The sequence below is a fragment of the Methanobacterium sp. genome (assembly GCA_039666455.1).
Lineage (GTDB): Archaea > Methanobacteriota > Methanobacteria > Methanobacteriales > Methanobacteriaceae > Methanobacterium_D.
Genome location: JAVSLW010000024.1, coordinates 12,434 through 38,885 on the forward strand (window position 1 = coordinate 12,434; position 26,452 = coordinate 38,885).

The window sequence follows — 26,452 nt, forward strand, 5'->3', positions numbered from 1 at the left end:
TATAATATACTTTTCTATCCAGATAAACCTGTAATTTTGCTTTTAACATCTTCAAAGTTTACATGAACCTTTAGTTTTTTAAAATCTTTTATTATATTTTCTATATCTCTGTTTAAAAGCTCTTCTGAGATGGGGTGATCTCGAGTCATCCCCTGTGAAATATCGATAATCACAGGATCATCATTTTGAATTAAAATGTTGTAGCTTGAAAGATCTCCATGTACAAGACCTGCATCCTGATATAAAAGTTTCATGTAATTAATTATTTTAATTAAAAGTTTATGAGGGTCTGAAATATCAGAATATCTCATGGGAAGCGCTGCGTTACCTTCATCATCACCAATAAATTCCATTACCAGTACATTGTTTTTAGCAGCAAGTGGTTTTGGAACCCTTACCCCAGCATCAGCAGCTCTTTGAAGGTTTCTAAATTCTTTATTCACCCATGCATTAATAAGCTGTCTTTTGTTTGCTGTTTTAACATGAAACCTGGGGTCTCCCTGTATGTAAGTCTGCATTTTTTTAAAATCAGATGTTGTAACTCTATATATTTTCACTGCTACAAAATTATCATCTTTATCAGCACCTTTAAATACATTGGCCTCTTTTCCAGTACTTATTGCACCATTTAGACTATGAATATTACCAGTATTTGTAAGTTTGTAAAGTGTTTTAAGAGTTATTGCGTCAAATACCTCGCTTCCAACTCTTCTATCTTCCACACTTTTAATCCTTTTTTCAGATAATATTTTCTGTAAAATATCATCTGCTTTTGATATTTTTGAACACATTTAACTCCCAGCATGGGTTTGATTAATTGAGACTAAAACTAAAAAGTAGTAATATTTTATATTAAATCAATATGATGACTTAAAATTATTTAAAGGATTATAAATCAAGATAACCCCTACGTTCAAGCCAGTTTGCTTCTGTTCTTGTATATCTCCATATAACATCTGCTTTTTCATCGCTTTGAAACTCCCATGGCTTTACAAGAACAACATCCCCTTCTCTAATCCATATTCTTTTTTTCATTTTTCCGGGAATTCTGGAAAGTCTTGTTTTTCCATCAGCACATCTGACTTTCACTTTACCATGACCTAAAATTTGCTCAACTACACCGGGTATTTCTCCCTTTCTGGGGGATCTTACCCTTCTAATCGGTTGTGTGTCCTGTCCATGTCCTCTACTCAAATACTCTCCTCCTTCAGTTAAAAAAATTTCATGATATTGTCATTATATAAAAATAAGATGAACAATTATATAAATACTGATAATTCTGGCTTTTTTTGACAAATCCAGCAATTTCGTAGTAAAATAATCATCTAATTTATATAATAAAATATATGTTCACCATAATATATAAAAGAGTCTACTAAAATTATTAAAATAATTTTTATTTTTGCTCTTTACTTTAATCGAATTTTAGAAATTCTAAGTAGTTTAATTATATTAAAAACAAGAAAATAAAATTAATTGAAAAAAATGGATATCAAACCAATTATAAGATAAAATAAGTGATTTAAATGGGAACAGAATTTTTAAAAATAACTGATTCAAAAGATGTGCAGGACTTAATAAAAAAAATTCCATTTAAAAGGAAAATTGAGAAAATATCACTGGAAAAAGCCCACAGAAGAGTTCTTGCAGAGGATGTATATTCTGCTATTGATCTTCCGCCATTTAATAGGGTTTCAAGGGATGGTTACGCTGTTAAATCAGAGGATACATTCGGTGCTTCTGAGGACGAACCTGTGGTTTTGAAAGTTGTAGAAACAGTAAAGGCTGGTGAAGCTGCAAAAGGAAAGGTTGAAAAAGGAACCTGTATTGAGGTTAACACAGGAGCGCCAATGCCTGAAGGCGCTGATGGAGTAATAATGGTTGAATTTACAGAAAATAAGAATGGGAATGTTTATATCTATAGGAGCGTTACAATGGGCCAGCATGTTGCACCTAAAGGCTCAGATATCACTAAAGGAAATCTTCTTTTAAAAACAGGTACTTTACTAACTCATGATAAAATAGGGGTTTTAGCTGCAGTTGGAATTGGAAAAATTGAAGTTTTTAAAAAACCAGCTATTGCTGTAATTTCTACAGGTAATGAGATTATTGGATATGATAAAGAGCTGAAATACGGCAAAATATATGATATAAACTCCTATACAATTGTAAACGCTGTAAAATCATGTGGATGCACTCCTGTATATTCTGGCGTGGCTCGTGATGATTATGAAGACTTAAAAAATACAATAGAAAAAACTACAGATGCTGATATTATAATCACCTCTGGGGGGACATCTGCAGGGACAGGAGACGTTCTTAAAACAGTTTTAGATGATATTGGTGAAGTACTGGTACATGGTATTGCAGTTAAACCAGGTAAACCTACAATAGTTGGAATGATTGGAGATAAGCCCATTTTTGGACTTCCAGGGTATCCTGCAGCAGCACTAATTGTTTTCCATGTTTTTGTAGCCCCATATTTGCGGGAAATTGCTTCAAGAAGGATTTCCAGTAAATCTGATGTATTAAAACTTAAAATAGGGCGGAGGTATCATTCATCGAAGGGAAGACATCAATATGTTCTTGTTAAAATTGAAGGAGAACGTGCACACCCAATTTTAAAAGATTCTGGGGCTATAACTGCAATTGCAGAGGCTGATGGTTATTTTGAAATTCCTAAAAACATGGAGATGGTTGTGGAAGGGACAGAAATTGAAGTGGTGCTTTTAGAAAGCTACTGAATATATTTCTGCTTCATAAAGTAGCTTTAAAACTTTTAAAGCATTATAACCTATTTAAGCTCTTCACTTTGATTTAAATAATGATAAAATAGATCATTTCCCCATTTAACTCCTTTTTCACATTCACTGATTAAATAAAACCTGTTATCGTTGTATACATTCACATGAGGCAAATTTAGGAATATGGAATTATCTAAAACAATTAAATTTAACTTTAAATCTTTATTATATTGCCATAATCTGATGTTTTTAAATGATTTACCGGGATTTTCATTTTTTATTCTTAAAACTTCACTTAGGAAATGTTCGGTTGAAATAAGATTTAAACTCTTTTTTACATCGAATATTGTTTCTAATAATATTTTTTCGTTAGTTGAATCGTTATAAATCCATTTTACACTTTTTGATTTAATCATCGACTTTTTAAATACATCAAATCTTGATTTTTGTTTTAAAACTTCAATATCTCCTAAGCATTCTAATTTATTGATTAAGTCTTCAGGAATGCTATTTATTTCATGATTCAACCAGTATCCTTTGTTTTTTTTAACCATGCAAGCAGTATTAATCATGCCCGTAATGTTTAATGCAATAATTTCTCCAGTTTGTGATAGTGAATAGTCTTGAAACTCTTTTTTTACAATTTTTTTCTTCTCTAACTGTTTCATATTGTGTAGAATTGTAGAAGAAGTGACATTGATGTCTATTTTTAGATTAGATAAATTTTTCTGCTGGCCTTTTAAGGCAATGATGATCTTCGCTTTAACATCGGAACCTGTAATGAACTTTAGATCATCCTTTATTCCTTCATAGGCCATGAAAATATTTTCTAAATCCATTTATCCACCATTTAATTGATATTAAACCCCAAAACATTTTTAAAAGCGTTTTTGCAACGCTGCAGATCACTTATTTAAAAAACTGCATAAATCATCTATATTGGTGAAAATAGTCTTATTTTTCAGTTCTGTAACTTCAGGGCGAATAACCATCACTACATCAATACCTGAGTCCAGAGCAGCATTAATTTTGGAGACTGTACCTCCAGTTTTTCCGCTTTCTTTAGTTATAATTACAGAAATATTGTATTCTTCTATTAAGGCTTTGTTGAAGCTTTTTGAAAATGTGCCATGCATTGCAATTATATTTTTCTGTTTTAATCCCAGATCAAGGCATTTTTGAATTGAATCAGGAGATGGAAGTACTCTTGCAAAAACCCGGTCATTTTCCACCATTTCAGTAATGTGATTCAGAGTTGAAACCCCTGCAAGGTGAAGGACTCTGCTGTTTTTTTCTGTTATTTCCAAAACCTTTAAAGTCGCCTCTTCAAATGAAAATACCTTATGAATAAGGCTATCTTCAACCAAATTTTCTTCTGGCCTTTCAAACCTTATATATTTAATTCCGGCAGCTTTTGATGCGTTTACAGCATTTTTAGTTGCAGCGGCAGCAAAAGGATGGGTTGCATCAACCAGGACTTTAATTTCTTCTGTTTTTATCAGATCTGTTAGATCTTTTTCATCTAATCTACCAGAGAGAACTTCATCTGCTCCGGCTGTTTTTGCTATTTCTGCTCCGTATTTTGTGGTGGTTGTGGCCAGCACTTTAAATTTTCCAGCTGATTTAAGTTTTTTAATGATATTTGTAGCATCTTTAGTACCGGCCATTACCATTATATTCATTTTATGAACCTCTCAGCCACCCAATCGCTGATAAGGATTGTGGATGAAACTGCAAGAATCAATATCCAGTCGATTAGAGATATGGGAACTGTTCTAAAGATCCCTTCGAAGAATGGGATATAAATAATGCATAGTTGCAGTAGGAGCGATGTTCCAATTGCTATAATCAGGAATTTGTTTGAAAATCCTCTCTCTGATCTGCAGTTAAATACATTGAATATCTGGAACATTACAAAGGTAGTGAATGCAATTGTGGTTGCCTTTAAATCACCAACTCCAATACTGAGTTCATATAAATAAAGTGCAAGCGTACCCACAGTCATTACTATTCCTGCAATAACCATCTTTAGAAGATTCTTCCGGGGGATTATTTCTTCTTTATGAGGGGGACGTTCCATAACATTTTTTTCAGGTAGTTCAACTCCCAATGCCTGCGCCGGAGGACCGTCCATAATAATGTTTATCCATAGAACCTGAATGGGGTTAAAAGGGACAGGAAGGCCCATGATGGAGGAAGATGTGATGGTGAGTATGGCACCAATGTTAGTTGAAAGCTGGAATCTAACAAATCTTCTGATATTATCAAATATGGTACGTCCTTCTTTAACTGCCCTAACAATTGTAGCAAAGTTATCATCCTGTAAAAGCATGTCTGATGATTCTTTAGCCACATCAGTACCGCTACCCATGGCAACTCCAATAGCTGCTTTTTTTAGGGCTGGCGCGTCATTTACACCGTCTCCAGTCATTGCAGTAACGTCGCCTTTATCTTTGAGTGCCTCTACAATTCTAACCTTTTGTTCTGGAAAAACCCGAGCATAAACCTGAACATCTTCTACGATGCTTTCAAATTCTGCATCAGTAAGCCTGTCCATTTCAGACCCTGTAATCACTTTTCCATCGGTGAGTATTCCAATTTCTCTTGCAACGGCTGCTGCAGTTTCTTTATGATCTCCCGTGATCATCGCCACCTTAATCCCTGCTTTAATACATGTTTTAACTGCTTTTTTCGCTTCGGCTCTTGGAGGATCCATCATCCCAACTAAGCCAACAAAGACAAGGTCTTTTTCTAATTCGTCTTTGTGAATTGTATCAAACTTGCTTTCATCGTGTGGGATTTTTTTGTATGCAAGGGCAAGAACACGAAGCGCTTTACTGGTCATATTTTTTAGATCAGATAATACAGCTTCTCTATCCTGTTTTGTAATTTTCTGGACTCTTTCATCCTTTTCAATCCATGAGCATTTGTTTAAAACTATTTCAGGAGCTCCTTTAACCAGAACATATTTTTCTCCACCTATTTCGTTTACAGTGGTCATCCGTTTCCTGACACTGTCCAGAGGAATCTCGTAAATCCTTGGATATTTCTTTTCAAGCTCTGATTTTAAGTAACCATTCTTTTCAGCGAAAGCTAAAACTGCTACGTCTGTAGGGTCTCCTATAGCCTTTCCCTCGTTTAAACTGGCATTATTACACAGGGCACATATTTCAAATGCTCTTTCAGGGGCAGTTATATTGGTTTCCCTTACAGTCATTTTGTTTTCAGTAAGAGTACCTGTTTTATCTGTACATATGATATTACATGAACCTAAAGTTTCCACTGCAAGGAGCTTTCTAACAATTGCATTGCATCTGGCCATTCTCTGCATTCCAAGGGCAAGTGTTAATGTTAAAATTGCTGGAAGTCCTTCAGGGACGGCAGCAACTGCTAAAGAAATTGCAGTAAGGAAGGTTTCCACAAGAGGAATGCCCTGCAAGTACTGTAATACAAATACCATTGAACACACACCAACTGCAAGGATCCCTAAATTTTTCCCCAGTGTTGATATTTTTTGATGTAAAGGTGTTTTTTCCTCTTTTTCCTGTATCATTTCAGCTATTTTACCGATTGCAGTGTCCATACCTGTTCCTACAACAACACCTTTTCCCCTGCCTGATGTTACGCTGGTTTCCATGAAAACCATGTTACGTGTGCTCTTTTCTCCAGATTCAAGGGTGTCAGAAACCTTTTCAACAGGAAGGGATTCTCCAGTGAGTGATGATTCATCGACATTCAGGTCGGAACTTTGAATTACCCTTAAATCTGCAGGGATGTTATCTCCCTCTTCGATGGTAACAATATCTCCTGGTGTTAAATCAGGGGCAGGTATTTTTTGTTCTTTACCGTCCCTTACAACAACTGCATCATTTGAAATAAGTTCTTTGAGCTTTTCCATAGCTTTTTCTGCTCTGTATTCCTGTACAAATCCAACAACTGCATTTAATACTACTACAATGAGGATGACAACTGCATCAATTTCATCACCCACATAGTAAGCAGCTGCAGCTGCAAAAATAAGTATAACTATAAGTATTTCTTTAAACTGGCTTAAAAAAAGATTTATAGGTCCGTTTTTCTTTTTTTCGACCAGTTCATTTTTTCCATATTGAAGTGAACGTTTTTGTGCTTCGTTCGCTGTTAAACCGTTATCTGCATCTGATTTCAGTTCTTTTAAGGTTTCTTCTACACTCAGATTTTCCCATTTCATGGTAACACATCTTAATATTTGATTATGCAGGATATTATTAACTTAATTTATTTTGACATTTTATAAAAACTAACTTTTCTGTAATTTAAAAGTTTCATTTTGTTAGAACTCACAAATTCTGTGGAAAATGGTTTAATTATAAGGTCTGCTCCAACATTTTCAGCCACTTTAATAATACATAGCTGTAGTTCGGGTTGTGGTCGTATAGAATAAATAAGAGATGATCCCTTATATATTTTTAAGTCAGGATTACAGATATCATCCTGAACTATTTTATTGGAAGAAGGTTTAATATCTGTAAGGACAATATTAGCTTTAAGGTTTTTCTGGAGAATAGAGCCAACTTTATCAAATTTTCCAGCACCAACCTCAACTATCCTATCAGCATCTGCATAATTATCGATGATGTATTGAGCAAAATCTTTCCACATTTCTATCACGGGGAATTCATGATAATAAGAGAGTTTAAGCGTCCAGATATTAAAAGAGTTCTTGAAATAGAAACAGATTCTTTTAAAGATCCTTATCCTCCCCATATTCTTATAGACATTTACAATCTTGGAGCAGGATTTTTGGTAGCACAGCACTATAATATTATTGTGGGATATATTATATTTTGGATCAGATATGAAGATGAAGGACATATAATTTCTCTTGCTGTAGATAAAAAATACAGAAAAAAAGGTGTAGGGAAAAAACTGGTTGATCATGCAATTACCATCTTTAAGAAATGTAATGTAAAAGAAATAAAACTGGAGGTAAGGATTGGAAACAGGGATGCAAGGAAATTTTACAGGAAAATAGGCTTTGAAGAAAAGGAGATCCTTAAAGATTATTATGAGGATGGGGAAGATGCTGTCATCATGAAAAATGAACTGGGGGAAACTTAACAATTTCACTTAAATATATAAATACCTGTAAATCAAATGATTTAATAGGAACAATTTTTGTTTAAGATAATTACTGCTTATAATATTTTACTGACATATTTAAGGAAAGATTACAGTTAATACGGTGATTAAATGGTAAATGAAGCAAAATTAGCTTTAGAAGACGGGACAATTCTATATGGAAAAAGTTTCGGCTTTGAAACTACAAAAACAGGGGAAGTAGTTTTTGCAACAGGTATGACCGGGTATGTGGAGTCACTTACAGATCCTTCATACAAGGGCCAGTTATTGATGAATACTTACCCCCTGCAAGGAAACTATGGAATATCTAAAAAATGGTTCCAATCAGATAGAATAAAGGCAGAAGGATTCATTGTAAGGGAAGAAAATCATCATCCATCACATCTAAAGTCCACAAAGACTCTTTCAGATTTTCTGGAAGAATATGAAATTCCAGGAATCAGTGAAGTGGATACACGGGCACTGACCATTAAAATTAGAGAACATGGAACAATGAAAGGAGCTCTCTCTACAGAAGAAATAGATGATGCAGAATTACTGGAACTTGCTAAAACTCAGCCAGGCATAGAAGAAATAGATCTCGTAGATCAGGTATGTGTAAAAGAACCCCGAATATTGGGGGAAGACTTTAAAAAAAGAGTGGCCATAGTTGACTGTGGCATAAAAAACAACAGTATAAATGCATTGCTTAGGCGAGAAACTGGTGTCGTTGTTTTACCTTACAAAATGGATTACAGGGAAATTCTTGATTACGACCCTGAGGGTATACTTGTATCCAGCGGTCCTGGAAATCCTGAAAGGGTAAAAGAAGCTATTCAAAACGTGAAAAAGCTCTCAGAAAGACTTCCAATGTTTGGAATATGCCTGGGTCAGCAGATAATAGGTCTTGCATTTGGAGCTAAGATCTATAAGATGAAATTTGGACATAGGGGTGTAAATCAACCCATAAAAGACCTCAGGAATGATAAAGTATCTATAACATCTCAAAACCATGGATTCAGCATTGATCCATCATCAGTTGATGAAACACCGCTGAAGATGACTCAGATAAACCTTAACGACGGAACTCCAGAAGGAATTGAACACAGAGAACTTCCTGTTTCAAGTGTTCAGTATCACCCTGAAGCAGGTCCAGGGCCTCACGATACTGATTATGTATTTGATAGGTTCCTTAAGGTAATAAATGAGTATTAAATTAAAGGTTCTGCAAAAACTCGAGCGAAGATAAATGGCTCATGGATTTAAACTCTCAAAATAAAGTACAAAAGGGGGTATATGGTGCCTAAAAATAAAACAATAAAAAAAGTTCTTATCATTGGATCAGGGCCAATTCAAATAGGCCAGGCTGCTGAATTTGATTATTCTGGCTCTCAAGCATGTAAATCATTAAAAGAATTAGGATATGAAATAGTTCTTGTAAATTCCAACCCTGCAACAATAATGACAGACCCGGAGATGGCAGATGAAATATATATCGAACCGCTTACTTTTGAGGTCGTTGAAAAGATTATTGAAAAAGAAAAGCCTGATGCAATACTCCCCACCCTTGGAGGACAAACTGCATTAAATCTGGCAGTTGAAATGGCAAATAAAGGGATTCTTGACAAACACAATGTTGAATTAATTGGCGCTAAATTAGATGCTATCAATAAAGCCGAGGATAGGGAGCTTTTTAAAGAAGCATGCCAAAAAGTTGGAATAAGTGTCTTAAAGAGTGAAGTTGCCTATACCCTGGAAGAATCCATAAACATTGCAGAAAAATTAGGGTACCCTGTGGTAATTAGGCCTGCATTTACATTAGGAGGAACTGGAGGCGGCATAGCCTTCAACCTTGAGGAGCTAAAAAAAATAGCTTCAAAAGGATTGGAGTACAGCCTTACAAACCAGGTATTGATAGAAGAAAGTATAATTGGCTGGAAGGAGTATGAATATGAGGTGATCAGGGATTTAAACGACAATGTAATTATAGTCTGCACTATTGAAAATATGGATCCTATGGGGATACATACAGGAGATAGTATTACAGTAGCCCCTACCCAAACACTCAGTGATGAAGAATACCAGCTATTAAGGGATTATTCTATAAAAATCATCAGGGAAATTGGAGTTGAAACCGGTGGGAGTAATATTCAGTTTGCAATTAACCCTGAAAATAGGAGAGTTGTGGCTATTGAAATGAACCCAAGGGTAAGCAGGAGTTCTGCACTTGCAAGTAAGGCAACTGGTTATCCTATTGCAAAGGTTGCAGCAAAACTGGCTGTTGGTTTAACTCTTGATGAAATTAAAAACGAAATAACAGGAACTTCTGCAGCATTTGAGCCTACAATAGATTATGTGGTTGTAAAGATTCCAAGATGGGATTTTGATAAATTTCTTGGCGTGGATAATACATTAACAACCCAGATGAAAAGTGTTGGGGAAGTTATGGCCATGGGCAGAACCTTTGAAGAAGCATTTTTAAAGGCACTTAGAAGCCTGGACCTTCATGATATCAAATACCAGTTCGATGAAAGAAGGTTAGATCATAGAAACCCAAAAGGAGGAATAAGCAGAGTATATGATATATTTGAGATTTTAAAAATGAAAGATATAGACGAAGCTCATAAAATAACTAAAATAGATCCCTGGTTTTTGAATAAAATGAAAAATATAGTGGATCTCTGGGACTCCATAAGTGATAATACTGATGATCCTGATACACTCCTAAAATTGAAAAAGTATGGAATATCTGATAAGACAATAGCCAGTATTTGGGGAAAATCTGAAAAAGAAATAAGAGATCTAAGGAAAAAGCAGGACATAACTCCAAAATATAAAATGGTAGATACATGCGGTGCAGAATTTGAAGCAAAAACACCGTACTACTATTCAACATATAATGATGATAAAGATGAAGTAGAGAGCACAGACGATATAAACGGTGCGAAAAAAATTATAGTGCTGGGCTCAGGGCCTAATAGAATAGGTCAGGGTATAGAATTTGATTATTCATGTGTCCATACAATAAAATCTCTAAAAGAAGAGGGTTTTGAAACCATAATGGTAAATTGCAACCCTGAAACAGTCAGTACTGATTTTGATTTGGCAGATAGGCTTTACTTTGAGCCGCTGTATCTTGAGGATGTATTAAATATAATTGAAAAAGAAAATCCCTACGGTGTTATAGTTCAGGTTGGAGGACAAACACCTATAAATCTTGCTGTGCCGCTTGGAAGTGAAGGTGTTAGAATACTGGGTACATCTCATGAGAGTATAGACCGTGCAGAGGATCGTGGGAGATTCACAGAGGTCTTAGAGAAGCTTGAAATACCCCAGGCACCATATGGCACTGCAAAATCTTTCGAAGATGCAAAGGAAATTGCAAAAAGAATCGGATTTCCTGTGCTTGTAAGACCCTCCTATGTTCTTGGTGGAAGAGCCATGGAGATTGTCTATGATAAGACTGAACTTGAAGATTATATGAGCGAAGCAGTGAGGGTTTCTCCAAAGCATCCCATACTTGTGGATAAATTCCTTGAAGATGCAGTTGAATTGGATGTTGATGCGCTCTGTGATGGGGAAGATGTATTCATTGGAGGAATAATGGAACATATAGAAGAGGCAGGAGTGCATTCTGGAGATTCTGCATGTGTTATACCACCACAAACAATTACTGAATCAGTTATAGATAAAATTAAAGAGTATACAAGAAAACTCGCCCTTGAACTCAACGTTGTGGGGTTAATTAATATCCAGTATGCTGTAAAAACCGATGGAGAGCCAGAAGTCTATATTTTAGAGGCAAATCCTCGTTCAAGTCGTACAGTGCCCTTTGTAAGTAAAGCTACTGGAATTCCTCTTGCAAAGATCGCAGCTAAACTGATGATAGGCTATAAACTTAAAAGTTTAGGGCTAAATGATGAAATTAGTATTGATCATGTGGCTGTTAAAGAGTCAGTATTTCCATTTATTAAACTTCCAGGGGCTGATGCAATATTAGGGCCAGAAATGAAGTCAACCGGAGAAAGTATGGGAATTGATGAAAATTTTGAAGTATCATACTACAAATCTCAGCTTTCAGCCAATATGAAGCTTCCAACAAAGGGGAAAATATTCATAAGCGTTAAGGATGCAGATAAAAATAAAATCAGTGATATCTGCAAAAAAGCTCAAGAACTTGGATTTGAACTTATGGCAACAAGAGGAACTGCAAGAGCGGTTGAAGGTCACGTAAAAATTGAAAAAATTAAGAAAATCAGTCAAGGCTCTCCGAATATAAAGGAAGCAATCTTAAATGGTGAGGTAGACCTTATAATAAATACTCCTTCGGGTAAGCAGTCTACAGATGATGGCTACTTTATAAGAAGAACTGCAATTGAACTGGGAATACCCTATGTTACAACGCTTGTAGGGGCCCGTGCAGCCCTTAATGCCATTGAAAAAGTGAAAGATGGTGAAATTGGAGTAAAATCATTGAATGAGTATCATAATCCATAAATTCCTTTAAAAAGACTACGCTATCAAAATCTTTATTAATGGTTCTGGAAAGCTGCTTTACTTATCCATACCATCTATCTTCAAAGGAAATGCCATTACTCCTTTTACATTTTGGAAGTAAGAGGCAGAAGACTGTGAGGATCCAATGGCCAGAACATTAGATCTAATTTCTGATTGTGAAAGCTAAAATTTAATTTTTGAACATGTTCAAGGTGAGAACATTAAGTTTTTATAACATAACAATTGTTATATAATGTAGTGATTAGAGTTTACATGTTAGCAAAATGATGAAAAGTAGCAGAAATTGTATATGGACACGAAGTACCTGGGGAACAGAAAATTACTGTTTCTGTATAATGGAAACTCACTGCTACACGATGCACTGCGACTTAAGGGTATCGAATAAATATTTGCATAAAAGTAAATTTAAAAGCCCATTAAAAACAAAAATAAGAATGAATTAAAGTTAGTGGTTGGAAACAGGATGTTTTATAACTCAAACAGGGGATAAACGTGAAATACGATTTTGACCAGGTATGTGATAGGAAAAAGACAGATTGCTACAAATGGGATCTGGTTCAGTCAATATTTGGACGTGAAGATGTGATTCCAATGTGGGTGGCTGACATGGACTTTCCAGTTGCCCAACCCATAGTAGAAGCGCTTAAAAAACGTGCAGAACATCCATTTTATGGTTACACTCACCCTGGCCCCAGTGTGATAGATTCTGTGGTGGAGCGCATGCAAAGAAAATTTAATTGGGAGATTGAGCCCGAATGGGTGGTTTTTACACCAGGAGTAGTCCCGGCACTGCACACTGCCATCCGTTCCTTGACTCATCCTGGAGACGAGGTTATACTTCAAGAACCTGCTTATCATCCCTTCTTTCCAGTGATTAAGGGTAGTGGTTGTCAAATAGTAGATAATAATCTTAAATTAATTAACGGCCGATATGAAATGGACTATAAAGGACTAGAACAGAAATTCAGTCCTAAAACAGGACGTTTACGGGGCCATGGGCGTATAAAGGCCATTTTATTCTGTAATCCTCACAATCCGGTGGGGCGCCTATGGAAAAGGGATGAAATAATCAGAATGGGAGAGATCATCATTGAAAATGGTGCGGCGGTTATTTCCGATGAAATACATTGTGAACTACTCTTTAAAGGTCATAAGCATACACCTTTTGCTTCTATATCCCAAGAATTTGAACAGAATTCCATAGTATGCATGTCACCGAGCAAAACATTCAATCTGCCTGGTTTGGGGATATCTTCCATTATCATTCCCAATAAAAAGCTCCGTAAAGAATTTTTAAGTATACAATCAGGTATTGTGCCTGATCCTAACCTTTTTGGTTATACTGCCCTGGAAGCAGCTTATAGAGAGGGAGATGAATGGCTGGAACAGGTTCTGGATTATTTACAGGGAAATCTGGATTTTCTAATTGAGTATTTTCAGAAGAAAATTCCAGATATAAAAGTCATTCAACCACAGGGAACGTATCTTATCTGGCTGGATTGCCGTGAGTTAGGTATGGATAAATTGACCCTGGGGAGTTTTATGCAGGATAAAGCAAGGGTAGGATTAGAGGACGGATTTATTTTTGGAGAAGCAGGCAGTGGTTTTGTGAGAATGAATATTGCATGTCCCCGATCTATTCTGGAAGAAGCTCTGGGAAGAATTGAGAGAGCAGTGAATGAATTATCGTTATAGATTCTCTCGGTTCCCATATAGCTTTAAAAATTAATAAAATAAATTTTATTTTCTATTCTAATACATTTAAACAGATTTTTGATGCACAGTGCTTTTTCCCCCAGCCATGAAGAGCATCTAAAATAGGTATAACCGACTGACCTTTTTTAGTTAATGAGTACTCCACTTTGGGAGGCACTTCTGGATAAACTTTCCTATTCACTAAATTGTCTCCTTCTAATTCACGAAGCTGTTTTGTAAGCATTCGCTGAGTTATAGTAGGTAATTTTTTGTTTATCTCATTAAATCTTAATTTTCCATCTTTTAATGCCCATAAGATGAGAGGTTTCCATTTTCCACCTATTTCACTTATGGCTTCTCCTACAGGGCAACAGTATTCTTTTTCTGTAATTTAAATCACCTTGAAATTTTAGTTATGATATTCAGTATACAATGATATAGTATATAACTTATTTGTTTGTACTTGATTTAAGTATAATCAGTATTATTTATATAGTATAGGCTAATTGGGGGTGATTAAACGCAAATACGGCTTGATTTACAACATTTTTGCTGTGGCCCAAAGGGCTGTCAGATTGAAATAGGATATGGTGAGGTGATGGACGTAGAGGATTAAAGAGTTTTAAATTAATTTTTTATTAAGTTTATAACAATTGTTATAAAATATTGGGAATAGGAGGCGATATAAATGGGAGCGGAAATGGTAATGAATTAAAAGTAGGATTTTATTTAAGTGGAGTGATTTTCCTGTTTGGAATATCATTATTAGAACTGGGAGTCATTGGTGGAGGTTTCACACGTGAAAATAAGATGCAATCACACTTTATTCTGTTAATTGGGTTTTTAGTGGTTGCACATACTGCAATGATTTTTGGTATGGCAAGTCCATAACCATTTTATTTTTTATAACTTTGTTATATAACGATCGTTAAGTATTTATATTAAGGGCACCATATGAAATGACTATAACGATCGTTATAATTTGGTATCAGGCCATTTAGTAAAAGGTATCACCTAACAATTGTTATGTAGCGATGGTTATTAATTAATTTGATTGGCTAAGTAAGGGCTGCAGCGGCTCTAAAAAGAAATAAAAATAGGAGGAGACATCAAATGTCAGATCTTGACTCATTTGAAAATGAACTGATTGATTTAAGAAAAAATACTTGCCCCAATCGGGAACAACGTGCCAATGGTACAAATGTGTTCTATGGTAAAGCAACACAGCTAATAGAAGACGCTAAAGCCGGAAGAACAAAGTGCCATGATAGGAAGTTACAGCAAACCTCTGGTTGCGTTTTAAACTTTTATTTAACTGTAAGAGTATCAACAATACGTGATGCTGCAGTTATATATCATGGACCTTTAGGTTGCTCATCATCATCTTTAGGATACAGAGAAATCTTTAGATCAGTACCCACTGAACTTGGACGACCTGCTAACTTTGAACTGAACTGGATAACAACCAATCTCCAGCAGGAAGATGTTGTTTATGGTGCAGGCGAAAAGCTGAAGAATGCAATATTTGAAGCACAAAAAAGGTATGATCCAAAGGCAATATTTATCTTAACAACCTGTACTTCCGGTATTATTGGTGAGGACATAGAAGGTGCCGTTGCTGAAGTGCAGCCAGATGTTAAAGCAAAAATTGTTCCTGTACACTGTGAAGGAGTAAGATCAAGACTTGTACAAACTGGGTACGATGCTTTCTGGCACGGAGTTTTAAAATATTTAGTTAGGGAACCAAAAGAAAAGCAAGAAGACCTTGTAAATGTTGCAAGTATGCTTTCATACACCTGGCAGGACAGACTGGAGATTAAAAGACTCCTTGAAAAAGTAGGTTTACGTGTAAATTTCGTTCCGGAATTTGCGTCAGTAGAACAGTTTGAACAGCTTTCAGAAGCTGCAGTAACCGCTCCTTTATGCCCAACATATACAGATTACATATCAAAAGGGCTTAAACAGGAATACGGAGTTCCATATTTCCTTTATCCATCACCTGTTGGAATAAAAAACACTGATGGATGGCTCCGCCAGATTGGTAAATACACAGGTAAAGAAGAGGAAATAGAGGCGTTAATTGAAGAAGAACACGAAACATGGGTTCCAAGATTAGAAGCGATTAGAGAAGAACTTCTAAATTTCAAAGGAAATGGTGAAAGACTTGAAGTACTTGGCTCACTTGGACAGGGAAGACTTTTATCACAGATTCCATATTTCGATGAATTAGGACTTAAATCATCTGCAGCATTAACTCAGGACTTTGATAACCTCATTTTAAAGGATATAGAACAAATGGTTAGTGAAACAGGAGATTTTGATGTGCTTGTCAACACTTTCCAGGCAGCAGAACAGGGACACATAACCCGAGCCAGAGATCCAGACATTACATTAACCTGCCCATTCCAGGGGGGAGCGTATAAAAGAGAAAAATCTGTAACCCGATTACACGCACTTAGAGGAGACCCGGACCCATGGAGCCTTCAAAATGGGTATGCAGGTGCAATTGCCTATGGAGAATTCATAATTCAATCATTAAAGAACAAATCATTCGAAAGTACACTTAAACAAAAAACAAAAGATAGTTACAAAGATTGGTGGTACAAACAGCCAGATCCATTGTACTATTTAGACAAGGAGACATTAAAATGAGTGTAAATCAAAAAGAGTTAAAAGAAAAAATTTCATCAAGTGATTCTTTAGGTTTAGGCTCAATAGAAGGACCTAAATATTCCTGCACTCTTGGAGGAGCATATGGAACGGCATTAGCCGTATATGGATTAGTTCCATTATTACATAGTGGTCTTGGTTGTGGTCTTGGCCAGCTTTTCGGACAATTATATGCGGGAGGACAGAATGCTGGTGGGCCCGTTGGGGGGACAAGCACGCCAACAACAGGACTTGTAGAAGAGCATGTAATATTCGGGGGTGAAGATAAGCTTAGAAAACTCATTGAATCATCCACAGAAGTAATGGAAGGCGATGGTTTTGTAGTAATTTCTGGATGTGTGCCCGCGCTTATTGGAGATGACGTGGATGCAGTTATCAGAGAATATAATGGTGAATCTCCTTTATTCAGTATAGATGCTCCAGGTTTTAGTGGAAATTCATATGAAGGTTATGAACGCTTCTTTGAAGCCTTGATTGATCAGATATTAACTCCTCTTCCCAAAGAAAAGGGTACTGTTAATATTTTTGGTGTAGTGCCTTATCAACATATTTTCTGGAAAGGGGAATTAGATGTAGTAAAGAATCTTCTTGAAAAAATAGGAATAAAGGCTAATATAATCTTCACTGAAGCAGACGGAGTGGAAAAATTAAAACAGATTCCACAGGCTGAATATAATTTGGTTTTATCTACGTGGAATGGTCATAGAATAGCTAAAAAGCTTGAAGAGAAGTTTAAAACACCATTTATTACATTTCCAGGAGTTCCAATAGGTCCAAAACAGACCAGCAACTTCTTGAGAACAGTTGGAAAAAAGATAGGTGTTGATTCGGCGAAAGTAGAAGAAGTAATAGATGTAGAAGAACACAGAGCTTACAGATTCATTGAATATTCGGGGGATGCTATTTTAATCGCGCGCCCGCATTCATACTTTGCAGTTGTAGCAGATTCAAACACTGCAATTGGGGTAACTCAGTTTCTGGTTAATGAGATGGGATATTTGCCAGATATTATCCAGTTAACTGATAATCCTCCAGAAGAATACAGGGAAAGCATCATCAAAGAACTTACTGAAAAACTTGAAACAACTTCATGGCCAGATATAATCTTTGAGCCAGATTCTCACCTATCAAGAGAGAATCTTAGGAATAGGCCATTCCAGTTTTTGTTTGCAAGCTCACTGGAAGCAAATTCAGCACATGATTTTGGAGCACTTCATGTAACTGTTGCATTCCCATCATACAATCGTTTAATTTTAAATGATAGTTATGCTGGTTATAATGGCGCGTTAAGGCTACTGGAAGATTATATAAGCATATTTGCAGGTCCTTTATGATACAATATAATTTAAAATGGATTTAAAGATAAAATGAAGAAAATAAACGAAAAATGAAAATAAAGTTAGGTTAATTTTTTATTTTAACTTAACGATGGTTAAGAGGTTGAAAAATGAGTAATCCAAAGAAAATAGCAATATACGGTAAAGGTGGGATTGGAAAATCCACCACAACGTCTAATTTAAGCGCAGCACTATCAGACATAGGTTATAAAGTAATGCAGGTGGGATGTGACCCTAAAAACGATTCTACAAATTCACTACGACATGGAAAAAATATTCCAACTGTTCTTGATACTGTAAGGAGCAGATCAAACGATTTCAGCGAAGTTATTCATGAAGGGTATAATGGAATTCTCTGTGTTGAAGCTGGAGGTCCTGAACCGGGTGTTGGATGTGCTGGGCGTGGAATTATTGCAGCAATCGAATTACTGGATAATAACGGGATAATTGATGATTACGACCCGGATGTAGTTATCTACGACGTTCTTGGAGATGTTGTATGTGGGGGTTTTGCGATTCCTATTCGTCAGGGGCTTGCAGAACAAATATACACAGTAACATCTTCAGACTACATGGCAATTTATGCTGTAAATAACCTGTTTAAAGGAATATTGAAGTATGCTAATAGTGGTGGAGGATTACTTGGTGGTATAATTGGAAACTCTATCACTAATATTGCTCAAAAAGAAATGATTAATGATTTTAGTGAGAAGACTGAAACTGGAGTGATCCAGTATGTTCCAAGGTCTCCAACTGTTACTAAATGTGAACTTGATGGTATGACAACCATTGAAGGAGATCCTGATTCTAAGCAGGCTGAAGTTTACAGGAAATTAGCAAGAAAGGTTATCAGTAATGAGAATAAGTATATTCCCAAGCCTTTTGATGCCGATGATTTGATGGATTGGGGTTCAACCTGGATACACCGCCTGCTTTTAGAACAGAAAGTGTCATACGAGGGTATACAGGATTCAGGAAGTGGTGTATAGGTTAGAGAATTTTACAAATTGGTTTTTACATACATTCTTTATGACCTTTTTAAAATAAAATTTTTAGTCTGCAGAAACCGGAAAAACTTTATTTTTGCCCAAAAATCATGGATTTAGAAAGCTCCAGGAACTAAAAGAGTCACGCTGAGCCATTTCACCTTCTGGTTTAATTCATTTATTATTTTTATAAAACCCAAATATTTTGGTAATGGCTCTGAAAGATCATTTCTAAACATAAAATAAATGTACTTCCCTGAACAGATAATATAATGTTTAACATTAAATGCTATGAGAAATGTGATGTAACTTCAAGTTACAGAACATCTCTTCTGGAATTTATAAAAATTGTTAATGTTTTTAATTAAAATAATAATTGACGTTCACTTGAATTGAGGAGGTGAAATTATGTATAAGAAAATTTTATTACCAACAGATGGGTCTCAAAATGCTGAAATGGCTGCAAAGCATGCATTTCTTCTGGGAAGTAAAAGCGGTGCTGAAATCACTGTTTTAAACGTGGTTGAAACCCCAAGATTTACCGGGATTAGACCTGTAGATAAAGAGGAATTAGTGGATAAATTAAAAGAAGAAGGACAAAAATCATTTGATCGCATAAAAAACATGTTAATACAGAGTAAAAGTGAAGGTAAACATGAAAAAGACATAAATTTAAATTTTAAGTTTAAAGAAGGCTCTCCAGCAGATGTTATACTGAAAATCATAGAAGAAGAGGATATAGATTTAGTTGTAATGGGAACATCAGGAAAAAGAGGTATGGACAGATTTTTACTGGGAAGTGTAGCTGAAAATACAATGAGATCAGCAAAAGTCCCTGTTTTAGTGGTGCGCTAATTTTTACACTGGATACATAAAATAATCAAGTATATAAATCTTGGATCATAAGGTTAAAATATATAAATGAGTAATATATTATTTTTAAGGGGTGAACTCATGTATAAGAAAATTTTATTACCAACAGATGGTTCTGAATATGCAAATAAAGCTGCAAAACATGCAATATGGATTGCAGGCATAAGTGGAGCAGAACTTATAGCTTTGAATGTAATTGAGACATCTTCATTGGTAGGATTGCCTGCAGAAGACTTAATAGTACGAATTAAAGAAATGCTAAAGGAAGAAGGACGTAAATCGCTGGAAGAAATTTCTAAACTGGTTGAAGAAAGCAAAACAGAGGATGAATACCTGGAAGAAATTAAGTTAACCATGGTTACAGAAGAAGGCTCTCCTGCAGATATCATATTAAAAAAAATAAATGAAGAGGATGTAGACTTAGCTGTAATAGGAACATCTGGAAAGCATGGGTTAGACAGATTTTTACTTGGAAGCGTCACAGAAAAAGTGGTTAGATCAGCTCCATGCCCTGTTTTAGTTGTCCATTAGAATTTTGAAGTTTATTATCTATTAATTTTTAAATCAGAAATTGCTGGTGTAACAATGCTTATAAAAGAAGTAATGTCAGAGAGCATACACTATATACAGGTTCCAGGGAATCGGCAGAGTGCCCTGGAATTAATGAGAGAAAAAGATGTATCAGGATTGCCTGTGGTAAAGAAGGGAACAATGAAGCTTATTGGAATAGTTACAAGATCAGATCTTGTAAACAATCCTGACGAAGAGCAGTTAGCCCTTATAATGACTCGAAATCTCTTAACAACAACTCCTGATGATGATATCAAAATAGCTACAGATATAATGATAGAAAACGATATAAGAAGGGTTCCAGTTGTTAAAGACGATGAACTTGTAGGTATAGTAACTGCATCTGACATTATAAAACAAGCACTCTCTAAATTGAATATTGAAGAACCGGTTAAAGACTACATGATTACAAAAATTCCCACAACATGGGAAGGAACCCCTTTAAATGTAGCTTTCGAGATAATGAGGTACTCTGGCTTTAAAGTGCTCCTTGCTTTAAATAAGGAAGGTGAATTGTCTGGAATACTTACTGAAACCGATTTTATAAATGAAAGTGAAATCGTGCCTGAAAGATCAGTTCACAACACTTCTGTTGGTACTGAAGGAGATAAATGGTCATGGGACAGTACAAACGTGCTTTATGTTATAAAAAATCATCTTAAATTCTCTGATAAAAAGGTTAAAGATGCTGCAGCAACTGATCTTGTTTTAGCTACCACAAGAACCACAGTAACAGAATGTGCAAATAAAATGATACAGCATAACATCGAACAGATACCTGTTACAAATGTTGAAGGCGAACTTTCAGGACTTATAAGAGCTACAGACTTAATAAGAGCAATCAAGGATTAAGATGTCAAATTCATTACTTCTTAAAATAACCTCAGAGAAAGGAAACATAAAAGTTGTTTCTAAAAACAGCGGAGAAGTGTCAGTAAATGCAATACTTTTAAAACCGATCATAGGATACTGCTGGTGGGCAAATATCCCTGTTGTAGAGACAATATTCAATGTTCTTGAAGAAGCGATCAAAAATACGATGAAAAACGTGTACAATTTCAATGATATTACTATAGACTATGACTACATGGCAAATGACCGGTTAGAAGACGCATCAAAGATCGAAATATTCATAAACAGCGTTGTGGTGGATGGGGTTAAGATTGAAGTAACTGGAAGATACATATTCTTTGAAGGTGAAGATAACAGGAGCTTCTTGCAAAAAAGAACCGCTTTTAGACGTAAAGTCCATGAAAATGTATTCAAACACCTTTAAACTAAATTTTAAGCTAATTTCCGTCGTATCAGTGGTAAAACTTTGATTAAAAGATTTTCTGCATCTTCTTTATCCACAACGCGCCTTGCAACAACTTTTCCGTTTTTAAAAACAGTTACATTCCTCCCTTCTGTCTCTACCATTGCAATTCCCATTTCCTCTGAACATTTAGGTGAACCCATTTTTTCAAGCTCTGCACATGTTTTTTTGATATCTATTTCATAAGGGAGTTCTGTTTCGAACATAATCTTATTTTCTTCATCTTTGCATGGTTTGTAAACCACAAGATCCTTTTTATCATCACCATATCCTTCAATATCCAGTGTCACACGTTTAAACCCGACAGCTTTAAGTTCCAAGCTAATATGGTTTAAAATATTCATATTAAGAAGCTTGGCTACATTTCCAACTTCAATCCTTGCAACATCATTGTAATCTCTAACTCTTACTGGCCCTTCTCCAATAGTATTTTTAATCAGTGATTCTGCATAGCCAATTCTGTTTATCTTTTTAGGTGTTATTTCACTGCCTGTAGAAATTCTGGTTGCAAAACAGGTCGTAGATGTTGAATAGTCTATATTAAGCATTTTAAGGGCATCTCTAACTTCTTCTTCAGTAAAACCAGCATATACAAGGGGACTTTTAATGTTTTTTTCATAATTAACCATTATTCCAGGCCTATCTTCCAGCAAGTCGCTTATATTGGTGCCATCAACGATTATTTCAAATCCTTTATCACCTGCAATATCTTGAAGTTTAGTGTACATCTTATTTTTACATATAAAACACCTGTGTGGTGGATTGGATTTAAAAGATTCATCTTTAAGGAAATCTTCCTTTATAACTTCATGAAAAATCCCAATCTCATCTGCAATTTGTTTAGCGTTGCTGATACAATCTAAAGGTAAAACTCCATTGTCCACAGTAACTGCAAGTGCATTTTTGGAGGTGTCTTTTGCAATTTTTGCCACAAGTGTGCTGTCTGCACCGCCTGAAAATGCCACCAAAACTTCTTTATCTTTAAGATATTCCTTTACTTTTTCAATTTTTTGCTGAAGGTCCATAACTCATCCTCTAAGCTTGTTTAATAATAATTAAGTTATAATAAGCTGAATCAATCTATTAAATTTTTTATATATTTTAAAACGTCTATTGCATCTTGCCTTTTGATATCCATTCCTTCTTCCATTAAAAACTTTTCAATAACTTCAATTTTTGCAGGATGAAGTTGTACTGTACTTAACAGGTTAATATAAGTCCTTTTAGGATAAAAAATGGATTTTGCAGTTTCGATTAAATCATTAAACTCTTCTTTAGATATTATACCTTTATCCAGAGCTTTTTTAAAATTATATTCCATACTTACAAGTGAATCTGAGAGCTGTGCCATGGTAATCGGATTAATAGCTACAGCTACGTCGTCATCTGACTCAACAAGGCCATTTTTGTATTGATTGTAAACGTAGCCTATTCCAATCATTCCAAAATCGTCAAGTTCGGATGCTCGAAGTGCCCCCATGCTGGCACCACCAACAACAGTAACACCTTTTTTAAGTGCATCTAATATTTCGCGATGTGAAACAGCAGGCTCTTGATGAAAAACACCATCTATAATGCCTATTATGTCTGGATTATCATTTAAGGCAGTTGTTACATCTCCTCTTTTGATGGGAGGACGATAAACAGCATCTAAAATTTTTGAAGCCTCATCAGCGCTTAGTGAAGGTCCAAGAAAGATTATGATATTCTTTTTGTTTGCATGCATGATTATTTCCTCTTTCAGTGTTTAAAGTGCAAATAAGGCCATATAAAATGTGAAATCAATTTTAAACTGAAAAAATGTATTTTTGTAATTATAGATATGTTTTAATAATTATTATATTTTATCTTGAATTCCAGATGATTTTTCTAAAACTAATCTAAGTAAAATTGGAAATAAGTTTTTAAGACCTTACAATGCTTTAAATACTAAAACTCCTACTGAAGTTGCTGAAATAGAATTAAATTTAAGTTATGGGAAAGTTTAAGTGATTTAGCTACAAAAGGAAAAAGTCTACCAAAATGATTCAATTATTTTTTTAAGTTGAAATAGATAATTATCAACAGAACGATTTAAATCAGTATCTTCAATTGTAGTTACTGATTTACCTTTTTTTTTCTTTTGTTCCATTAAAAGCACCATTTCTCGAGGCATAACAACTAAATTAGTTCAAAGTCTGGGATCAGATCCTACAATTTCCCTGTGAAGTTCAATAATTCGCTTAATTGAAGGATGATTTTCTCCAAGCCTTTCCTTCCACTTTTTAATTACAAAATCTAAATCCACTTCGCTGTCCCAGTGAACCAGATTATCGGCATGGGCAACAATTTTTTCCTCTAATGTAAGTGGAATGTAATCTTTTGGTGGTAAACCAAGTAATTTTGCCTCTTCTTTTGGAATACCCGCGCCAATATGTCTTAAAGCTATATTTGCAACAGCATCAGAAAATCCAAGGTCTTTTAGTATTTCTGCACCTACTATGGCATGATCTATTCCATTTGTTTTGGATCTACCTATATCATGAAGCATTGCACCTGTTTTTACAAGCTCAATATCAACATCAAAATTAGAAGATAATTTTAAGGCTTTTTTACAAACAGCCTTAGAATGGTTAATTAAGTGATCAGGGTAATTTAAACGTTTTAAAATTTCAACAGTCAAATAGTTGCCCCTTAAAATAATTAAGTGAACTACCCCTTCCGTAAGGAAAGGGTATTCAAAAACCACCGGTTTTGATAGCAGGCGAAAAACTACAGGTTCTTCGCTGCCGTACAGAACATGGAACCTCAAACACGAGTGTGTGGCCCTCAAAATTCATAGAATTTTATATGAATTAACTGTTCATCTGACCTTTTAATTCATCAATTAAAGAAGAATTATCCTGGTATTCGAGGGTGCTTTCACATTCAGGACAAATAAAGTTATGTTCAGAAGCTTCTTCGAAGTTGTACCTACACCCGTTTACACAGCTAAAAAACATGTTTTCTTCTTCATAAGCCAAAGATTCTTCCATTTCTTTAGAACTCTGTTTGTACTTTTCAGATATTGTTTCGATGACTTTTTCTGAATCGAATTTCCAGCTGTAGGTGTACCACTGAGTTTCAGGGTCTTTACTTCTTTTATAACTTGCAATTCCTGCATCATAGAGCTTGTAAAGAATTCTTCTTACAATATTTAATCTTAATTCAATTTCTTCAGAAATTTCCTCGTCAGTGAGTTTGCCTTCTAAAAGACATTTGATAATGGAAACACTGTTTTCAGCATCTTCGGTAATTCCCTGAATAAATTCCTGTACAAGAGGCTCTTTCAGTATTTCAGTTCCTTCTTTAGATAAAGAAGATAATTCTTGAGTTACAGAACCATTAAGCATTTTTTTCCTCCTATTTGGATTAATAATTCAACCCTTTTAAACGTGGTGCTGTGATTTATGATACCGTTAAACCGTCGCATCGAAATCAGAGATTTCGAATGTGGCTATTATTTAACGTGGTAGTTGAAAAGCACTGGTATGAAAGAGTTGGAATTCCAAATTTTACCAAGATATTTTAAGTGGCACATCTTGATGATAGTATGTATTATTGTTTTCATACTATTTAATTATTTGTATAGATCAATATTGATCACAGCCGACAATAATGCTTAGAGCCCACGAAAATATAGGATTTTCAGGGCATTCAAAATCAGAGATTTTGATAGCTATAACAAATATTAGAGCTTTTTTATAATAACTGCAGGCGTATGTTCAAGTGAACTTAACATCTCAACTGTTACACTGTCAATTTCACCCTGGAATGCATCTTTCATTTCATAAACTGTTTTCATGCTGTATTCATTTTTAGTCTGGTAATCCTCAGCAATTCTGGCGAGTTTTATGATTGTATCCATATCAATGTTTTTAGAAACTCCTAAAGGAGTGGGACCTTTAATTTTACCAAATCTCCCTAATAAATAACCAAAAATTCCAAAATTAGCTTTAATTCCACTTGCAGCTATAGGGAGGGAGGTAAATAATTTTCCTAAAAATTCATAGGTAGCATCAGTATCAATTATTATCACAACAACTTCTTTACCCACATTATTAGATATTTTCCAGGCGATATCGGTTGCAACTTTTTGAGGGTTATGGGGTAGGAGGGAAACATAAGTTCCGGGAGCATTACTAAGGTCAATTCCTGCCTCAGAAGCGGGTTTCAATGCATGTTTTAAGCCATAGTACTTTAATACAACTTCTTTATGCGCTCTGGCTTCAACAGGCAGATTTCTCAGATTTTTAACTGTTCTTTTTTTAATTCCAAAAAGAGGTCCCAGTAAATAACCCCAGATATATTTTGACCAGACATCTGCAAGAAAAATTGAAAGAAGTGATGGTTTAAATAATGCCTCATCAACCAGTCTACCCTGTGAAATGGCTATGGGAGTTTCAGAAATTACAAGAAAATCCTCATCTTCCAGTAAATCCTTTGAATTTTCTATTATGATGTCGTAAGATTCATCTGGTTTAATATACCCTGTTTTTACCGGTATTATTTCGTATTCTGGAATATTAAGCCCTCACTTTCATTTAAATTATTTAAAATACAAAAAAATTTGGTTTTGTGTTGTTTATGTTTACTTTTATCTAAGGATTAATTATCTAAGTAAAT

General features: G+C 35.1%; 25 protein-coding genes. 13 read left to right on the forward strand and 12 right to left on the reverse strand.

Annotation, left to right across the window (positions count from 1 at the left end):
* Positions 1–14: 14 nt before the first annotated feature.
* Entirely contained in the window at positions 15–791 is a 777-nt protein-coding gene (locus PQ963_06385; protein ID MEN4029291.1) for a serine protein kinase RIO, read from the reverse strand.
* Positions 792–888: 97 nt separating this feature from the next.
* A complete protein-coding gene (gene eif1A, locus PQ963_06390) occupies positions 889–1,194 on the reverse strand; it encodes a translation initiation factor eIF-1A (GenBank protein MEN4029292.1) in 306 nt (101 codons plus the stop codon).
* A 332-nt stretch (positions 1,195–1,526) separates the two neighbouring features.
* On the opposite strand from eif1A, the gene PQ963_06395 reads away from it, so the two are divergent.
* The gene (locus PQ963_06395) at positions 1,527–2,744 is read left to right on the forward strand and encodes a molybdopterin-binding protein (protein MEN4029293.1); all 1,218 of its coding nucleotides are present in this window, start codon (positions 1,527–1,529) and stop codon (positions 2,742–2,744) included.
* A 50-nt stretch (positions 2,745–2,794) separates the two neighbouring features.
* On the opposite strand, the gene PQ963_06400 is transcribed toward PQ963_06395, so the two are convergent.
* The 4 genes from PQ963_06400 to PQ963_06415 all read right to left on the reverse strand — a co-directional run bounded on the left by PQ963_06400 (position 2,795) and on the right by PQ963_06415 (position 7,385).
* Positions 2,795–3,583, reverse strand: a complete 789-nt coding sequence (locus tag PQ963_06400; protein MEN4029294.1) for a DUF1724 domain-containing protein — start codon at positions 3,581–3,583, stop codon at positions 2,795–2,797.
* Between the two features lie 66 nt (positions 3,584–3,649).
* A complete protein-coding gene (cobK, locus tag PQ963_06405) occupies positions 3,650–4,426 on the reverse strand; it encodes a precorrin-6A reductase (GenBank protein MEN4029295.1) in 777 nt (258 codons plus the stop codon).
* The gene (locus tag PQ963_06410) at positions 4,423–6,954 is read right to left on the reverse strand and encodes a calcium-transporting P-type ATPase, PMR1-type (protein MEN4029296.1); all 2,532 of its coding nucleotides are present in this window, start codon (positions 6,952–6,954) and stop codon (positions 4,423–4,425) included. Before PQ963_06410 ends, cobK begins: the two co-directional genes overlap by 4 nt.
* A gap of 47 nt (positions 6,955–7,001) precedes the next feature.
* Positions 7,002–7,385, reverse strand: a complete 384-nt coding sequence (locus tag PQ963_06415; GenBank protein ID MEN4029297.1) for a UPF0146 family protein — start codon at positions 7,383–7,385, stop codon at positions 7,002–7,004.
* Between the two features lie 18 nt (positions 7,386–7,403).
* Between PQ963_06415 and rimI the strand changes: the two genes are divergently transcribed.
* The 4 genes from rimI (at position 7,404) to PQ963_06435 (ending at position 14,057) form a co-directional block, all read left to right on the forward strand.
* A complete protein-coding gene (gene rimI, locus PQ963_06420) occupies positions 7,404–7,844 on the forward strand; it encodes a ribosomal protein S18-alanine N-acetyltransferase (GenBank protein ID MEN4029298.1) in 441 nt (146 codons plus the stop codon).
* Positions 7,845–7,976: 132 nt separating this feature from the next.
* Positions 7,977–9,059 carry a glutamine-hydrolyzing carbamoyl-phosphate synthase small subunit gene (carA, locus tag PQ963_06425; protein MEN4029299.1) on the forward strand — a complete coding sequence of 361 codons (1,083 nt, stop codon included), beginning with the start codon at positions 7,977–7,979 and terminating at the stop codon, positions 9,057–9,059.
* An 84-nt stretch (positions 9,060–9,143) separates the two neighbouring features.
* Positions 9,144–12,341, forward strand: coding sequence for a carbamoyl-phosphate synthase large subunit (gene carB, locus PQ963_06430; GenBank protein ID MEN4029300.1), 3,198 nt, complete (start codon positions 9,144–9,146; stop codon positions 12,339–12,341).
* 513 nt (positions 12,342–12,854) lie between these two features.
* Positions 12,855–14,057 carry a PatB family C-S lyase gene (locus tag PQ963_06435; GenBank protein ID MEN4029301.1) on the forward strand — a complete coding sequence of 401 codons (1,203 nt, stop codon included), beginning with the start codon at positions 12,855–12,857 and terminating at the stop codon, positions 14,055–14,057.
* A gap of 52 nt (positions 14,058–14,109) precedes the next feature.
* Here the strand turns inward: PQ963_06435 and PQ963_06440 are convergent, their stop codons facing one another.
* Positions 14,110–14,448 (reverse strand): helix-turn-helix domain-containing protein, encoded by a 339-nt coding sequence (locus PQ963_06440; GenBank protein ID MEN4029302.1) that lies wholly within the window; start codon positions 14,446–14,448, stop codon positions 14,110–14,112.
* Between the two features lie 275 nt (positions 14,449–14,723).
* Here PQ963_06440 and PQ963_06445 point away from each other — a divergent pair, with 275 nt between their 5' ends.
* The 8 genes from PQ963_06445 (at position 14,724) to PQ963_06480 (ending at position 21,769) form a co-directional block, all read left to right on the forward strand.
* Positions 14,724–14,948, forward strand: a complete 225-nt coding sequence (locus PQ963_06445; protein ID MEN4029303.1) for a DUF6803 family protein — start codon at positions 14,724–14,726, stop codon at positions 14,946–14,948.
* Positions 14,949–15,170: 222 nt separating this feature from the next.
* Positions 15,171–16,709 (forward strand): nitrogenase component 1, encoded by a 1,539-nt coding sequence (locus PQ963_06450; protein ID MEN4029304.1) that lies wholly within the window; start codon positions 15,171–15,173, stop codon positions 16,707–16,709.
* Positions 16,706–18,061 (forward strand): nitrogenase component 1, encoded by a 1,356-nt coding sequence (locus PQ963_06455; protein MEN4029305.1) that lies wholly within the window; start codon positions 16,706–16,708, stop codon positions 18,059–18,061. Before PQ963_06450 ends, PQ963_06455 begins: the two co-directional genes overlap by 4 nt.
* A 113-nt stretch (positions 18,062–18,174) precedes the next feature.
* Positions 18,175–19,053, forward strand: a complete 879-nt coding sequence (locus PQ963_06460) for a nitrogenase iron protein NifH (protein ID MEN4029306.1) — start codon at positions 18,175–18,177, stop codon at positions 19,051–19,053.
* A gap of 405 nt (positions 19,054–19,458) precedes the next feature.
* The gene (locus PQ963_06465) at positions 19,459–19,905 is read left to right on the forward strand and encodes a universal stress protein (protein MEN4029307.1); all 447 of its coding nucleotides are present in this window, start codon (positions 19,459–19,461) and stop codon (positions 19,903–19,905) included.
* 99 nt (positions 19,906–20,004) lie between these two features.
* Positions 20,005–20,454 carry a universal stress protein gene (locus PQ963_06470; protein MEN4029308.1) on the forward strand — a complete coding sequence of 150 codons (450 nt, stop codon included), beginning with the start codon at positions 20,005–20,007 and terminating at the stop codon, positions 20,452–20,454.
* 54 nt (positions 20,455–20,508) lie between these two features.
* A complete protein-coding gene (locus tag PQ963_06475) occupies positions 20,509–21,345 on the forward strand; it encodes a CBS domain-containing protein (GenBank protein ID MEN4029309.1) in 837 nt (278 codons plus the stop codon).
* A gap of 1 nt (position 21,346) precedes the next feature.
* Positions 21,347–21,769: a hypothetical protein gene (locus PQ963_06480; protein MEN4029310.1), complete on the forward strand. Its 423-nt coding sequence runs from the start codon at positions 21,347–21,349 to the stop codon at positions 21,767–21,769.
* An 8-nt stretch (positions 21,770–21,777) separates the two neighbouring features.
* Here the strand turns inward: PQ963_06480 and larE are convergent, their stop codons facing one another.
* From larE to PQ963_06505, 5 genes are all read right to left on the reverse strand, one after another.
* A complete protein-coding gene (gene larE / locus PQ963_06485; protein ID MEN4029311.1) occupies positions 21,778–22,833 on the reverse strand; it encodes an ATP-dependent sacrificial sulfur transferase LarE in 1,056 nt (351 codons plus the stop codon).
* Positions 22,834–22,883: 50 nt separating this feature from the next.
* Positions 22,884–23,534, reverse strand: coding sequence for a TfuA-related McrA-glycine thioamidation protein (locus PQ963_06490; GenBank protein MEN4029312.1), 651 nt, complete (start codon positions 23,532–23,534; stop codon positions 22,884–22,886).
* Positions 23,535–23,978: 444 nt separating this feature from the next.
* Positions 23,979–24,470, reverse strand: a complete 492-nt coding sequence (locus PQ963_06495) for a TIGR00295 family protein (GenBank protein ID MEN4029313.1) — start codon at positions 24,468–24,470, stop codon at positions 23,979–23,981.
* A 172-nt stretch (positions 24,471–24,642) separates the two neighbouring features.
* A complete protein-coding gene (gene tfe / locus PQ963_06500; protein MEN4029314.1) occupies positions 24,643–25,179 on the reverse strand; it encodes a transcription factor E in 537 nt (178 codons plus the stop codon).
* 338 nt (positions 25,180–25,517) lie between these two features.
* Positions 25,518–26,351, reverse strand: a complete 834-nt coding sequence (locus tag PQ963_06505; GenBank protein ID MEN4029315.1) for a coenzyme F420-0:L-glutamate ligase — start codon at positions 26,349–26,351, stop codon at positions 25,518–25,520.
* Positions 26,352–26,452 lie beyond the last annotated feature (101 nt).

Bases quoted from the DNA above. Each gene is read 5' to 3' on its own strand.
- PQ963_06385 (MEN4029291.1), bottom strand. From the start codon at position 791: ATGTGTTCAAAAATATCAAAAGCAGATGATATTTTACAGAAAATATTA.
- PQ963_06395 (MEN4029293.1), top strand. From the start codon at position 1,527: ATGGGAACAGAATTTTTAAAAATAACTGATTCAAAAGATGTGCAGGAC.
- PQ963_06400 (MEN4029294.1), bottom strand. From the start codon at position 3,583: ATGGATTTAGAAAATATTTTCATGGCCTATGAAGGAATAAAGGATGAT.
- cobK (MEN4029295.1), bottom strand. From the start codon at position 4,426: ATGAATATAATGGTAATGGCCGGTACTAAAGATGCTACAAATATCATT.
- PQ963_06410 (MEN4029296.1), bottom strand. From the start codon at position 6,954: ATGAAATGGGAAAATCTGAGTGTAGAAGAAACCTTAAAAGAACTGAAA.
- PQ963_06415 (MEN4029297.1), bottom strand. From the start codon at position 7,385: ATGTGGAAAGATTTTGCTCAATACATCATCGATAATTATGCAGATGCT.
- rimI (MEN4029298.1), top strand. From the start codon at position 7,404: ATGATAATAAGAGAGTTTAAGCGTCCAGATATTAAAAGAGTTCTTGAA.
- carA (MEN4029299.1), top strand. From the start codon at position 7,977: ATGGTAAATGAAGCAAAATTAGCTTTAGAAGACGGGACAATTCTATAT.
- PQ963_06450 (MEN4029304.1), top strand. From the start codon at position 15,171: ATGTCAGATCTTGACTCATTTGAAAATGAACTGATTGATTTAAGAAAA.
- PQ963_06455 (MEN4029305.1), top strand. From the start codon at position 16,706: ATGAGTGTAAATCAAAAAGAGTTAAAAGAAAAAATTTCATCAAGTGAT.
- PQ963_06460 (MEN4029306.1), top strand. From the start codon at position 18,175: ATGAGTAATCCAAAGAAAATAGCAATATACGGTAAAGGTGGGATTGGA.
- PQ963_06465 (MEN4029307.1), top strand. From the start codon at position 19,459: ATGTATAAGAAAATTTTATTACCAACAGATGGGTCTCAAAATGCTGAA.
- PQ963_06470 (MEN4029308.1), top strand. From the start codon at position 20,005: ATGTATAAGAAAATTTTATTACCAACAGATGGTTCTGAATATGCAAAT.
- PQ963_06475 (MEN4029309.1), top strand. From the start codon at position 20,509: ATGCTTATAAAAGAAGTAATGTCAGAGAGCATACACTATATACAGGTT.
- PQ963_06480 (MEN4029310.1), top strand. From the start codon at position 21,347: ATGTCAAATTCATTACTTCTTAAAATAACCTCAGAGAAAGGAAACATA.
- larE (MEN4029311.1), bottom strand. From the start codon at position 22,833: ATGGACCTTCAGCAAAAAATTGAAAAAGTAAAGGAATATCTTAAAGAT.
- PQ963_06490 (MEN4029312.1), bottom strand. From the start codon at position 23,534: ATGCATGCAAACAAAAAGAATATCATAATCTTTCTTGGACCTTCACTA.
- tfe (MEN4029314.1), bottom strand. From the start codon at position 25,179: ATGCTTAATGGTTCTGTAACTCAAGAATTATCTTCTTTATCTAAAGAA.